We start from the raw sequence: 12,739 nt of genomic DNA, 5'->3' as shown, positions 1-12,739 counted from the left end.
GACGAGTTCCTCGACGCTGGCGCGCTGCCGACGCTTCACGATCGCTACGGGATCTCAACTTCCGAGCTCGTGCGCCGCGTCCGCACTTGGAGCGAGAAGTAAGAGCTCTCCCCATGCAACAGTTGAGCCATCGACTTGAACTGTGAGCTGGCTAACCCCGCCGCGGTTGTCGCGCTCGTCACAGCGTTGTGGACTAAGGACCTGGGCTTCCCTGATGCCTGTCAATCGGGCACATCCTGCGCGGCACTGATTGAGCACCGGCCTCCTGTTCAGATGCGGCTGGACGAGCTGTCTTCCAGTGGTAAGGAGAGAACTTCCTAGGATCTTGAACACACATCGAGGGCATTCGAGGACTTGGTGTCAGGCCCCCTGGTGCCGGTCTCCCGCGAGTTCGACGTAAGCAAGTTTCGGGATGTTGGCTCGTCTGTCCTTCGCGGCATATAGACCGGCGCGCGGCTCGCCTGTTCTCGGAACGGGTGTCACGGCACCGGTTTGGTCGAAGGGTTGGTGGCGCGAAGCGAAAGAAGCTGGCCGCAACTACCTCGCCCGCCAGCAGGGCGACGCCGTCCTGGCCGCCGCCGGCTACAACTTCTCGCTCCTGCTCCGGTGGCGGAAGGCTCTTTTGGGGCTACTCATCGCCGCCCTCAAAAGTCAGCCGAAGGAGCTCGAAGCCTGACGGCCGATTACGGACATCTGCTGTTCGAGCAGGCAATCCGGAGCGACAACGGTGTCGTTGACGAACTGCGGCCTCATTTCGAGTCCGCCCATCTCGACGCACGGGAAGTGTATCATCGTACATCAGGATCGCCTTCCATCCTGCGCCAACGGGCCCAGACTCCGGTACCATGCAGGGGTGGAAAGCTCATCTTCGATCTGGCTCGCGATCCGGCTCGCGTTCGTGAGGTTTCTCTGCGCCACCGGTCGCCGGGCTGAAGCGTCAGGATATCGGCGAAGACGCGGCATCCTTGAGCGTCCAGCTTGGGCGCGAGCCAAAGAGTAAATTCGGATCGCATCAATGTTACGATCGCAAGCGGTGACACTCGGTCCGCAGGTCCAACTTTGATCAATCGCGGCCGGGCGCCAATTCTCTCACCACAGGTCCGCGCGAGCGCGCGCATGCAGTGCCTCCCAGCATTTGTCGGCCGGCGAGCAACGAATTTGCCCTGCAGTGGATGACATTTAGCTGGCCAATCTGCTTGCGGTGATCGATGCGGGGGCAGCATTGTTGGGGTTTGCACGAAATCCGCGTCGCACTGAGCCGGCATCAGCCGCCCCGATCTCGCCAAGCAACAAGGACAGGCCGCACCTAACCCAAGGCCACCGAAGCGGCACGGACGTTCAGTCGATGTTTACCATTCGCTATTATCTTTCGCGAAGCGGCAAGGTTCTGAGTACCGCGCAAATCAAAGGGCCTGCTCCAGACAATGGGGCGGGCCTTTTTGCGTCACTTAGGAGAACGGACTCCAACGAATTGCCGGTTACCTGAAAAATAGGCCCCAGGCTGTGAAACGTCGTACGTGGCCGGGTTGTTGGTGCATCCGCAATCGGTTGGAAGGCAGGCCCCATTCTCGCGATACTCTGCCAGCGTCAGGGCTGGGCCAGCGGTAGGTTAGGGCGTCACGACCCGCAACATGGCGGCTTCATAGACGAACGAAACACGATTTCGTCCATGTTGTTTCGCTTCAAAAAGGCACCGTCCGGCAGTGCGAAGGACGTCCTGAGCATCTGCATTGGGAGAAATTTCCGCGCCTCCAATGCTGACAGTCACTTTCACGCCATGAGAGGGCGTTTAATTAAGTTGGGGTCAATTCGTGGCAGCAGGGTTCGTGCTATGAAGAAGGGACCGGTTCCCAACCGCGGCGAGGCACTTGCCTTCATCAGTGCCAGTCTCAAAGAACTGCAGGCACTGCGCGGCGGGTCTCGTGTATTGTCGCCTCGACTGACCCGTGCGCTTGATGCGCATGGTGGATGCGGTGGCTTCACCTGGGTGACCGCGAGCCCCATCGATGTTTCCTGGTCCAGGGAACCAAAACCTTTAACCGGTGCGAAGAAAAGGCATGACGTCGGCGCGAAAAAACAGCCGGACGGTCACTCCCTCCGCCAGATGCCGTTGATTTTATTGAACCTTTTGTCGGTATCTTCTTGCGGCCCCAATTTCGGCCCTAACGGACAGACTCGTCAGTGAGTCGTGGGGCTCGGGAACAGGAACTTGTACCCTTCCTTGAGAATCCACCGGGCGCGGGCGAGATGAGTTTCCCAGGCTCGGTGCGCCCGCTTCGGTTCCTTCTCGGGATCGATATGCAGCACAGTCCTGGCAACCACGCGCCAATCCTCGTCGTCATAGGCGGCGTCCAGCAGCCACATATACATGGCGACGCGTTTATTGTCGTATGGGGTGAGGTAGGGCTCGCTTGGCGCTTCGTCTGCGACCTCGGGATCCGGAAGCGGGCTGACCACTACGCCGCCTTCTTCGGGTCGCCGATGACGCGCGCCGGCAGATACGCTGGAGCCGGAGGCGGCAGCAAAAAATTGTTGTCAGCTGCAGTGCTCATGGGCGCAATATACATTGCGAATAGTGCCCATTCAACGCTGCGATCAAGATGGACGCGGCACGAGTCTTGCATGGCGCTCAACACGGCGAAGACCAAAGAAAACCGCGTGCGCTCCCTCGGCCATATCAATCGATTTTATCCGACGTGTCACATCCGCGTGATCTAGCGACACCTAATGAAAGCGGCTAAGGGGGACCGTGGTTTGGGGAAAAATTCTTATGAACAGCCAAAAAGACGCAGAGCGTATCCGGGCCGAAATGTCGATCGCACAGGCGATTTACGACGCCATTTGCGAGATGAACGGATCTTCGTACAGGCAAGACAAAGTACCTTTGCGGTGGGATACTTCGTCAGGCACACCGTTGAGCCTGATGAGTATTGACGGCTTTTTCGAATTGCGGGAACTGGCCCGGCGGATAGCGTCGAAGATCGACACGCCTGCGCTCATCAGTCTCAAAAGCCACACCGCGCAGCCGTCGAAAAAGATTGACTTCCACTAGGGTAGATTTGCCATCGCCGTGAAAAGGTTGCTCGAGATCACGTCGAGGATGGCATCCACCTGGCCCGTGGCGCGGTTGTCGCGCTGGTCGACGCCATCCGCGCCTGCGAGGTCGGTGACCCTTGCGCCGGCCCAAGCACGCGCGCATTCTGCCCCGAACCAAAAACTGGGGAGGGCCGAATGTTCGAAATCGGAAGAGATTACCGCATCACCATGATTGTAGCGGTTCCGGGCGACTGGAGCGACGAAACTGGCGTCTGGACGGTCGCGGAAGTTGATGGGACGCTAGTGAAACTCACCAATCCCTACACCCCGGACACGATCATTAACACGGCGTCATGGCATTTCGTCCGCGCCGAGATTGTCTAGGCGCAACTTAGAAGTTGTCGAACAGCCCCGCCGCCATCATGCCGCCGATCAGGTCCTGTCCAAGATTGTTGGGGTGAGTTCCGTCTCCAGGACCCATCCAATGAACGTAGTTGAACTGGTTGATGATGAAGCGGCGGTACAGATCGACCACTGGCACCCTGTTTAGGGCGCAGACCTCAAGCATGGCGTTGGCGTACTCGATCAGCTGGCTTCCGGCTCCTCCCGCAGTGCCGTCCAGCGTCCGCCATATCGGCGTCGTGAAGATGAGCTTCAGGTTCGGCCGGGCGGTCATGATCGTCTGGATGCCGTAGTTGATGGCTCCCTTGAAGGTCGCCCCGGTTATGTCCGCATTGGTGCCGATGGGGCACGTCGGGCCGGCGCCGGTGAAGTCGTTGGTGCCGAACGAGGGGATCAGGTAATCCAGCAGGCTGTAATCCACCGATGCCATGCGCGCTGCAATCGCTGGAAAGATGCCTCCGATGACCGTTGCTGCGGCTATCTGTTGGGAAAAATCACCGGAGGCAATGGCATCGGCCAGCCGGTAAAACGAGAACTTGTCATAGTTCGCAGCATGGTTGGCCATGCGGGTACCGCCGCCGCCGCAGTTGGTGATCGTCATGCCGGTGCGCTGGGCAATCTTGGCGGTCGGCGTGATGCCCGGCCAGATGACACTTTCGATGATGCTATCGCCGAAGTGCGCACCGATCTTGCCGGCGAACTGCGAGGCCGGCACGGAGGCAACGTCCTTGGCCAGTTTGTCAAACCGGCCATGGTTATCGATCAGCCGGCCCGGTGCCTTCTGGATGGCCCAGCCGGGAAGGTAGGCATCCGCGGCCAAGGCCCCTGTCGGAAGGATGCGGAGCTGGTGATTAAGGCCGTAGGTAACGTCGTTCTGGGTGACCACGATGGGCAGCGAAATATACGTCAGGCCATTGACCGTTTTGGTTATCTGAACGGTCTGGGTCACCCCGGACGACACCGGAATGTAGTGGATGAACTGGATGGACTGGGCACTCCCCGCCATGAAGGCGAAGATACACCAGACAGTTTCTCCCACCGTCAACCCTGCTTCGGCTACGGGCGTCTTGATGTCGTGCAGCGTGGCCGGCCGGCAGCTTGATGGCCTTGGTGCCGAAGGGCGAGCCTGCCGGCGCGTTGACCAGAACAGGAGGAAACCCGCCAGCCGATGCTCCGATCAGGGGGTTGCCAGCATAGTCGTTGGTGACGCCGCTGGCCGCAATGCGGAAGAACGGGTCGATGTTAAGCTTCGGGTGCGGATCCTCCGCCACCATGGCCGCAGATTGGAGAGCCCCGCCGATGTAGGTCAGGCGTGACTTGGCCTTCTGGACAGCCCAGCCGAGCACGAACAGGCCATTCGCACCGACGCCGGCAGCGATGTTGAGCCGAACCAGCAGGCTCGTGCCAAACGTGACATCGTTCTGGGTCGGCGTGACGGTCAGCCCAACGCTCATGTAGCCCAGCCCGCCCGCCACTGCCGGGTTGACCGTGTTGTTCTCGTTGTGCGCCACCCCGGATGACACCGCGATGCTGCCGATGATCTGAAGGCTTTGTGCGGCGATCAGATCAACGATGATTTCAACGGGTTCACCAACCCGCAGGCCGAGGTCGGCAGCGGACACTTTGAGGTCCAAAAGCGTCGCCCCGACCGACAGAGACAAGGCGCCACGCCTATCGTTCAATTTTGGCGAGGTGATATTCGGAAACGGCTTCGTGTCGGCGAGGGTGCGGCATCCCGCAGAATAGGAATATATTCCGCATGCCGTCAAGGCACATAGACTTCGTCCTGCCCTCAACGAATGCTCGCCGCGGGCATTTTGGGGGGAAGCATGAATCAAGTTATGTGCATTTGTAGCCATCAGCGTTTTGTCGGGCTGCGCTACTCGCCCAGCCGACGTCAATCCCATGCTGGTTTCGTCCAGCGTATACGCGGGCAAGTCCTGCAGCCAGTTGGAAGCCGAACTTTACCGAACGAATTCCGACCTGGCGCCGATAATGGCCGTACAAGACAGAACCGCCCGCCGTGACGTGGACGGCGTGTTTTGGCTTGGCTTGCCGGTTGGCAGCATGATGCGACAACACGACATCAAGGCACGTGAAGCCAAGACCGGCGAGCTGAAGGGCAACATGAACGCGATCAACGCAGCCCGACGAAAGGGCGGCTGTGTTGCAGTCTGTAAGCCGTTCCAACGTTAAAAATTGTAGGGTTGCTCCCCGCCCTCGCGACTGCGGAGTGGTCGTTTCATCGATTGACTCGCGTAATGCACCGGCAGTTAATCTCCCCGCCAGGGCAAAAAGAGGGGCTATGAAACTGGGAGAAAACGATGACTGTCCAAAAAGAAGACTATCGAACCAACAGAGCCGACTACGCCATAGCTGCCATGCATAGCCGAGCGACCGCTGAGGGCGATCGTGACGAATTTGGTGGCGAGGAAAAAGTCCCTGTGGGTAACAGATCGGCGATCTGCAAAATTGGCTGCAAACCCGTCCGAAAGCTCGCCAGAACCCAAGGCAAAAGCGCGCGGTAAGTGAATCGGACGCCAGCCACTTTCTTACCGCCGCGTACTTCGTTCGCATGGTTCGATTATATTAGATTTATCTAAAATACCAACCAGCCAGTCGAGCATTCCCGAACGCTCGCTGGTCAGGCCCAGCGGCCGCCCCCTAACCCAAGCTGCTGGGCCGCCCGCTAAGGAAGTGCGTTGTATCACTGATACGGTCGTCGGTGACCGCCTCCGTACCGCGGCCGTGATCGCAACCACGTCACCGATGCCAACGCCCCGCATCGTACCACTCAAACGAATGGCCTGGATGCGTTTTAGTATCCATTCTCGGGAGACCCACGCATGGGTGTCGCTTGGGAGACAAGTGACTCCCCTTTAAAGGCATCGAGATGCTACGAGCGCCGAAAAGTCAGTTCCTTAGACCTAAAGATCGGGCGATTTGCCAGCGGGTTGTCGACCAGATAACCGCCGACGCTAAATGGTACAGCACTTCGATAGACGGTCAGATTCTGGCCTCGACCACGCTGAATCTCTTTCAATCAGGGGTCGTAAACGAAACGAATTTGCTGGCACATGTTCGCGCGCGGCGCCACGACTTCACTAAACTGACAGGCTAGCTCCACCCGGGCGGAAACAGCGCGTTTCAGCAAATCGTGAATTGACCTGCATCCATGGAAGCCGGTTGGCGGCACGGCAGTTGGCTGAAGATCAAGAGCTACATGGTGGAAGAATATGACTTGCTCGGCGGGTGGACCGGCCGCTGCGATATTTGCTGTCGCGGCGGCCAACACACCCAAGTGGCCGGCTGCTGTCATGCGACCACAGAGCCGCCACGTCAGGATTGTGGAGCAATGACTTGTCGAAAGATCCGCGCGCAAACTGTTCAACGAAGAGACCCGCGATAGTCGCGGGTTGGCTCCATTGGATGGCGTAGCCCGATACTCAGCCATTCGTCAGCCTCTGCAGGCGCTTCTCCGCTTTGTCTAGCGCAATGCGGCGCGCGATGACCTTTGCGCTGTCACCACGCTTGGTGTGCTGTTTATCGCCCGGCAGTCTCACCAGACGTTGACCGGGGCGCCCCTTATCCGTGGCGGTTTCGTATTCTCGCCGTTCCATACTCACACTCCCTTGCGTTGCCGCAGCCTGGCGGCTCCGGTCGGGCATCAAGGATTTTCAAGGGGAGCGGTCCAGTCTTGGAGTGCCGCCGTTGGTCGGCGGTGTTTTTTGAAGAAACGCGCGGCCCGTCAGTGTGCTCACTCTCGAGCGATGCGCATTGCTGTCATTTCAATCAATTCGCCAAGGAAGCGGATGCTGACTAAGCCCTGCGCTTCTCGATCTTTGTCTGTTCGGTCGATGGGCCACTCCTCTTGCAGTAGGTGCAAGCCGGTTGCGAACTTTTCCCTATTGAAGTCCGGAACATCCTCTATAGAATCGGATCAGAAGATGCTGCAGGAACGCCTTCTCGGTAGCCTTCCAAAGCATAAACATTTCGCAACAGTTTCGGCATTGTGGCTCATGCTGCCGCGCTCGCGGCGATATGCTTATCAATCCACTCTTCGACCTCGGCACGCATATATGCACTACGTCGTTCGGATAGCGAAACGGGCTTCGGGAACCCCCCGGCTTCGGCCATCAAAATCAATAGTGTACGAGAAAGAGACGTGGCTGCCGCCGCGTCTTTTGGTGCGATCAGGCGCGGTCGGTTGTCGTTTGCTGTCATCGGAATCCCCATTGCAACCCGGCGCAAAAAGAGCGTGCGGAAAATCCAACGTGCGAAGGGGCACGTTCAAACTCTGAATCTTTAGAGAGGGATTCGGGTCGCCGTTAACTTAGGCGAGGTAAGCCAAGGTGAAGAACAATATGCGTTTTCGCCTGTAATGTCGATATGGTCAACGGGCTTTATTTTCACAATACTGTGCCAGTCTACCATCAAGCCGCGTCTTTTTTGCGACGCGGTGCCACGTCTGTATGCGGCTTCGGTCTTGTCCTTGAGCACATGAGCCAAGGCCGCCGCGGCTACATCGCGCGGGTAGTCGGTCTATCGCCAGCCCAATCACGGAACGATGAGCGCAGACCATGCAAGGTCGCATCGCCCGCACCAGCGGCCCTAAGCGCCTTCGTCATCGCTGTGTCGCTGATTGGCCTTCCGTCGCGTCCACCTTCGAACACCAGATCGCTGGTCGACTGCTGCTGTGTAGCGCGGAGGATTGTCACGGCGCGCTCGGAAAGCGGAACCTCATGGTCGCGCGCAGCCTTCATCTTTGCGGCGGGTACCGTCCACAAGGCCGCATCAAGGTCGATCTCCGGCCACACTGCGCCGCGAACCTCACTGGAACGCGCTGCGGTCAATGCGGCGAACTCCACAGCCCTAGCTGACACGCCAGCGGCGGCTCGTAGGCGCTTGATGATGGCAGGCAGTTCCTTGTAGCCGACTGTTGCGTGATGGCCGCGCGTGAGCTTCTGTCGAGCCGGAAGCATATCCTTCAGGCCTCTCCGCCAGTCGGCAGGGTTGTCGCCGACATAAAAGCCGCCTCGCCTTCGCGTGATCCATTACTGCTGCAATGCACATGCGGAGGCGGTCAGCAGTCTCTGGTATCTTCTCCCAGATCGGCTTCAGCGTCTCGACCACGTCGTCGCGCGCGATCTCGGCGATCGGCCTCTTGTGCAGCGGCTTGGCATATTCACGCAACGTCATCGACCACTGCGCCTTGTGCTTCCCATTGCGGAAAGACTTCTCCTTCACCGCTATCTTCATCGGAAAGCGAGCCGGGAAAGTGTCTCGCTTGACGATTCGAAAGACCCGCTGTTTATAGCTTTTTCATCGGCTTCTTTCGTTATCGTTGGCGTCGGAATTGTCCTGCCTGCATGGTTGGCTTTTCATGTTGGCGGTTCGGGTTTGGTTGGCCTCGTGTTGCTGTCGTCCAGCGTGGCGGGTCTGGTGCTCGCACCGGTCGCCGCCATCTGGTCGATCGTCATGATGGAGCAAAGAACTGAGGTCTTTCAATTTGAACCTAATTCCCGCAGCCCCGACCGTGAGACCGCTCTTTTCGCGGACGCCGTAACCACATCTGAACAGGCGGAGCGTGTCGCCGCCTGTTCGCCCTCATCCGGCGAACAATTCCTTGTAACCGGTCGTCACCATCCAGTTCGCCCGATCGAGATGGCTTCGCACAGTTTTCCGGGCCCGCTCCGGCTCTTGCACCGGATCGATGCCGAGGATGACCTGCGCCATCTCCTCATAGCTTGCCTCGTCGGCACCTGCATCCAGGAGCCTCAGGTAGGTCGTGAAGTGCTGACGGTCGTAGCTGGTCAGGCTGTCAGACCAGGGCACTTCTTCTTTAAGACCTGGTTTAACGTCTGGATATTTCATCATGACATCGGGCTCCGGAAGTAAGTGATCGAAGAGCGATTGTTCTTTTCGACAGCCTAACCAAGGATGGGAAACATCGTAGCTAAGACACCATCGCGATCATGACCCGCAAGCGCCCGCTCGAGGCGATATGCGCATCTTCTGAGCGGTCGACCCAGGTGAGGGATGAATTGCAAAAAGCTCAAGACCGTGCGGCGCGCACATCGGGTTTCGCATTGTTGGCCATCAAGGTCGTTTGTGACCACAGGATTAACAGGCAAAGCTTGTGCTTGAATTACCGTGATGCTCAGCATCGGTTCAACCACCGTATTCGAGTTCGTAGCGCCTGCCGAGGGCGCGCTGGCCGGGGCGCAGGTCAAATCGAAAGTCAAGAACCGAAGACTAGCTACCGCGTCCGTGAGGGCTTCGTGAGCTGCGCAAGGACGACCTTGGGGCTTCATGGGTGGCGCAAAGCATCTTTGGCCCTTCGTTTTGCCCGGCCGACAGCGCGCAGATCAACACGCCCACGACGGCGGATGCAGCGCTATGGTCCTCGGTGCCGACGAGCATCGCGATAGTCCTGCCGGGCTGTATTTGCTTTCAGCGGCGACCGCCACTATGAAGCGACGCTTCGCCGACTGTGTTTCACGCCGCCTGGAGAGTTTCATGACAGAAGAAGCCGAAAAAAACATTGACACCCTCATCGAGCTCACGGCCGATGTCGTCTCAGCCTATGTGTCCAACAATCCGGTCCCGGTGGGGGATCTCCCTGCCCTGATCGGCCAAGTGCACGCGGCGCTGAAAGGCACGGCCGCAGGCGTCACCGCACAAAAGCCGGTTGCGCTTACGCCTGCTGTCCCAATCAGGAAGTCGGTGACACCGGACTACATCATCTCCCTTGAGGACGGGAAGAAATTCAAATCGCTAAAGCGCCATTTGTCGACCCACCATGGGCTGACGCCAGATGAATATCGCGCCAAATGGGGCCTGCCGGCGGATTATCCCATGGTCGCGCCGAACTACGCCGCGGCGCGCTCGACTTTGGCCAAGACGATGGGGCTCGGCCGCAAACCGAAAGCGCCGGAGCCGGCAGTGGCGAAGCGGACCCGCAAGAAGGTCGCAGCTTAGAATTTCGGCAATCGAGGTTCGTTCTGGAGCGCGCAACTGCCGTCGGCATTTGCGCAGAATACGAGAAGGCGGGGACAGCCCGCCTTCAACTGCAAACATTCTCGTTTCACAAGAAGCGCGTCCGCTTGCAGCAATCTGCTGCGCCGAGCCCTATTCTCGCCCGCTCTTGTCGAGCGGCCGTCAGTACATCCGGACTTGCCGCGTCCTTCCGGCTCTTGCCGAGGGCAGGAGAAAAATCAGCCAGCTTTGCTGAGGCTGCCAGCGGAGGATTTGCCAGTGCGGCGATCCTGTTCGATCTCATAGTTGATCTTCTGGCCGTCACTGAGGGTCGAGAGGCCCGCGCGTTCGACAGCGGAAATGTGGACGAAAACATCCTGACCGCCATTGTCGGGCTGGATAAATCCAAATCCCTTGGTGCTGTTGAACCACTTCACGGTTCCAGTTGCCATGTGCGTATTCCTTGTAAAGTTTGCAACACGTTCTGGTTCGGCGATCATGCCGGGCCGTTCATAGTATAACGCAGCAAATGCGAAAGACCGGAAGGCCCGGAGCGACACGCCGTGGTAAGCGCATCGTGCAGCCAGTGGACTGGCCGCGACCAAGCGGCAGTCGCAAAGGCAGACGAAACTAACGCATCACGTGGTGAACCTTGCAATGAGGAGTCGGGGGCCGGCACCTCGTACGATCGCCATCGTCAAGAGGAGTCGAAGCGTTAATCACTGCGGCCAGCGCGGATGCGATCGATCGGGCGTGCGTTTTGCTGGGATCAGTCCAAAGGTGAGTCAGGAACAACCGCCCAAGCGATCGACGACTTCCTGCTTGATTTGATGACCCTGGTGGTTGTTGTAGAAAATACCCGCAAGAGGCTCTACAATCCGGCGAGGCAGTTGGCGCGCGTGAAATTGACCAGGATCAGGCCGTTCTAGGCTGATTAGAGCGCCCACTCTCGCGAAGAAGGGGGCCGATCTGATCATCGACAAAATCGAGCGCAGCAAAGCTGACCTGTATCCTGTGGGTGATCGCTGCTGCGATTCCTCATTCACCACCCAGCGTCTGGATCAACGACAACGAGGGCTGCGGAACAAGCCTGGTCAGCGCCACCTCTTGCGACTTCTCAACCCACACTAAGGGTTGATCGGTGGAGGAAAGCCGATGCGATGTGCACCAAGTGTAGCTTTGGGATTGCCGACCGCTTGCGGAGCGCAATCCGTGCCCGGCCACCCATGACATCCGGCATGCGGACCATCAGCAGCATAATCAGTCGCAGGTGACCGATTCAAAAAATGCATTGGACGGGTCCGATTTACACGGGAACATGCGAGCATGGACAAGGGTGGCGGCCATCTTCATTGCATTTTGAATATTTTGCGGCTTCGCGATGGGCCTAATAAAGCCGACTGCGTGGGCGATATTGTCGTTATGGCGGTCATGCTGACAGCAGGACAAGAGATCGGGAGCGTGGGCCCCGGCCTCAGCGGTTAGCCGCTTCAGTCGTGGCTTGGACGACAGCAACGTCTTGGAAAACCGTTGGAGAATGCGTGGGGGCGGGTGGACGAAAGCGTGCGATCGGCCTAGACGACATTCGCAACTCTCCTGAGTCTGCCGAGAGCCTATGAGGCAGCAGCGACCCTTTGTCGTCGAGATCAAACAGAAGCGTTGGCTCGTGAAGCGGCCACACTCAATCTGGGCCGGCATCGACTTGGCCGCCATCACGAACGATATCGCGGAAGCGAGACTGAAGGTCCGATCGCTGAAGCGCCGATTGTTCCTTGCGAAGATATCCGTTCTCGGCCCATGGCCGCCGTTGGTGAAGCAGTACCCGACGCCAAGGACGTGATCATGCCCGACGTATCGCTTCCTAAGCCGCCGACGGTTGAGGAAGCGCCGGTTCCGAAGGCATCGAACGCACCGACTGGAGGCAGACGGACCCGCAAGAAGAAGCGGTGGCAGAAAGATGTTGCTTTGCCGCGAGATGAACGATGGAAGCGGCGCCTGCCATGGGTGCTCCGCCAGCGCCGGGCTGTGCCGTAGGTCAACTGCGCCAGGATTGAAGCTGCCCTTGTCGAACTGTCCATGACAGGTCGGCAGTGCACCCAAATAACTAAGAGGCTTGAACCGTACTGTAGGGGTTGCCTATCAGACGCCCTCGGATTTAGGGGCGAGAATGAAATCGAAAACGGGCTCAGGCTGGCCAGGCATCGGCTCTCGCAAAACAGCCGGGAAAGTTGTGGCCGCTTCGGCGTGTACCGCGAGCGCGGCAGGTGTCATTCCGAGTGCGGCCTCAAAGGGCCGGCTCGGCAGAGGCGCCACCCGACGAAAA

Annotated in this window: 16 protein-coding genes and 2 pseudogenes; 7 read left to right on the top strand and 11 right to left on the bottom strand. The window is 58.7% G+C overall.

From position 1 onward, the window contains the following. Positions 1–532 precede the first annotated feature (532 nt). A pseudogene (locus NKJ23_RS33680) lies at positions 533–676 on the top strand (IS5/IS1182 family transposase); the annotation flags it as partial. A 993-nt stretch (positions 677–1,669) separates the two neighbouring features. Next, positions 1,670–2,185 (top strand): hypothetical protein, encoded by a 516-nt coding sequence (locus NKJ23_RS33675; RefSeq protein ID WP_352496744.1) that lies wholly within the window; start codon positions 1,670–1,672, stop codon positions 2,183–2,185. Here NKJ23_RS33675 and NKJ23_RS33670 read toward each other — a convergent pair. Continuing rightward, a complete protein-coding gene (locus NKJ23_RS33670; protein WP_023722441.1) occupies positions 2,179–2,457 on the bottom strand; it encodes a hypothetical protein in 279 nt (92 codons plus the stop codon). The two genes, NKJ23_RS33675 and NKJ23_RS33670, sit on opposite strands and share 7 nt — an antisense overlap. 313 nt (positions 2,458–2,770) lie before the next feature. Here NKJ23_RS33670 and NKJ23_RS33665 point away from each other — a divergent pair, with 313 nt between their 5' ends. Next, the gene (locus NKJ23_RS33665) at positions 2,771–3,052 is read left to right on the top strand and encodes a hypothetical protein (RefSeq protein WP_023722439.1); all 282 of its coding nucleotides are present in this window, start codon (positions 2,771–2,773) and stop codon (positions 3,050–3,052) included. A 179-nt stretch (positions 3,053–3,231) separates the two neighbouring features. Beyond that, the gene (locus NKJ23_RS33660; RefSeq protein WP_023722438.1) at positions 3,232–3,420 is read left to right on the top strand and encodes a hypothetical protein; all 189 of its coding nucleotides are present in this window, start codon (positions 3,232–3,234) and stop codon (positions 3,418–3,420) included. 7 nt (positions 3,421–3,427) lie between these two features. On the opposite strand, the gene NKJ23_RS33655 is transcribed toward NKJ23_RS33660, so the two are convergent. Continuing rightward, on the bottom strand, positions 3,428–4,387 hold the full coding sequence (locus NKJ23_RS33655; RefSeq protein ID WP_352496743.1) for an SGNH/GDSL hydrolase family protein: 960 nt from the start codon (positions 4,385–4,387) through the stop codon (positions 3,428–3,430). Then, complete coding sequence (locus NKJ23_RS33650; RefSeq protein ID WP_352496742.1) at positions 4,290–5,099, bottom strand: hypothetical protein; 810 nt, start codon at positions 5,097–5,099, stop codon at positions 4,290–4,292. Before NKJ23_RS33650 ends, NKJ23_RS33655 begins: the two co-directional genes overlap by 98 nt. 244 nt (positions 5,100–5,343) lie before the next feature. On the opposite strand from NKJ23_RS33650, the gene NKJ23_RS33645 reads away from it, so the two are divergent. Then, entirely contained in the window at positions 5,344–5,634 is a 291-nt protein-coding gene (locus NKJ23_RS33645) for a hypothetical protein (protein ID WP_352496741.1), read from the top strand. Positions 5,635–6,481: 847 nt separating this feature from the next. On the opposite strand, the gene NKJ23_RS33640 is transcribed toward NKJ23_RS33645, so the two are convergent. The 6 genes from NKJ23_RS33640 to NKJ23_RS33615 form a co-directional block, all read right to left on the bottom strand. Then, a complete protein-coding gene (locus NKJ23_RS33640; protein WP_156948355.1) occupies positions 6,482–6,757 on the bottom strand; it encodes a hypothetical protein in 276 nt (91 codons plus the stop codon). Beyond that, a complete protein-coding gene (locus NKJ23_RS33635) occupies positions 6,651–6,869 on the bottom strand; it encodes an HK97 family phage prohead protease (protein WP_352496746.1) in 219 nt (72 codons plus the stop codon). Before NKJ23_RS33635 ends, NKJ23_RS33640 begins: the two co-directional genes overlap by 107 nt. Before the next feature lie 586 nt (positions 6,870–7,455). After that, positions 7,456–7,662 carry a helix-turn-helix transcriptional regulator gene (locus tag NKJ23_RS33630; protein ID WP_084643138.1) on the bottom strand — a complete coding sequence of 69 codons (207 nt, stop codon included), beginning with the start codon at positions 7,660–7,662 and terminating at the stop codon, positions 7,456–7,458. Positions 7,663–7,958: 296 nt separating this feature from the next. Next, entirely contained in the window at positions 7,959–8,420 is a 462-nt protein-coding gene (locus NKJ23_RS33625) for a tyrosine-type recombinase/integrase (RefSeq protein ID WP_352496740.1), read from the bottom strand. Next, positions 8,311–8,697, bottom strand: coding sequence for a phage integrase central domain-containing protein (locus NKJ23_RS33620; protein ID WP_023722859.1), 387 nt, complete (start codon positions 8,695–8,697; stop codon positions 8,311–8,313). Before NKJ23_RS33620 ends, NKJ23_RS33625 begins: the two co-directional genes overlap by 110 nt. 348 nt (positions 8,698–9,045) lie before the next feature. Further along, positions 9,046–9,312 carry a DNA -binding domain-containing protein gene (locus NKJ23_RS33615; RefSeq protein ID WP_031195313.1) on the bottom strand — a complete coding sequence of 89 codons (267 nt, stop codon included), beginning with the start codon at positions 9,310–9,312 and terminating at the stop codon, positions 9,046–9,048. Positions 9,313–9,957: 645 nt separating this feature from the next. Here NKJ23_RS33615 and NKJ23_RS33610 point away from each other — a divergent pair. Next, complete coding sequence (locus NKJ23_RS33610; protein WP_352496791.1) at positions 9,958–10,419, top strand: Ros/MucR family transcriptional regulator; 462 nt, start codon at positions 9,958–9,960, stop codon at positions 10,417–10,419. Between the two features lie 236 nt (positions 10,420–10,655). Here NKJ23_RS33610 and NKJ23_RS33605 read toward each other — a convergent pair whose 3' ends face one another. Further along, positions 10,656–10,868 carry a cold-shock protein gene (locus NKJ23_RS33605; RefSeq protein WP_024927640.1) on the bottom strand — a complete coding sequence of 71 codons (213 nt, stop codon included), beginning with the start codon at positions 10,866–10,868 and terminating at the stop codon, positions 10,656–10,658. Between the two features lie 874 nt (positions 10,869–11,742). Between NKJ23_RS33605 and NKJ23_RS33600 the strand changes: the two genes are divergently transcribed. Next, complete coding sequence (locus NKJ23_RS33600; RefSeq protein ID WP_352496792.1) at positions 11,743–11,901, top strand: hypothetical protein; 159 nt, start codon at positions 11,743–11,745, stop codon at positions 11,899–11,901. 654 nt (positions 11,902–12,555) lie between these two features. Here the strand turns inward: NKJ23_RS33600 and NKJ23_RS33595 are convergent. Further along, a pseudogene (locus NKJ23_RS33595) lies at positions 12,556–12,739 on the bottom strand (DUF309 domain-containing protein); the annotation flags it as partial.

This window comes from Mesorhizobium sp. M0184, from assembly GCF_040322215.1.
Classification (GTDB): domain Bacteria; phylum Pseudomonadota; class Alphaproteobacteria; order Rhizobiales; family Rhizobiaceae; genus Mesorhizobium.
This window is presented reverse-complemented; position numbering and strand designations above follow the sequence as displayed.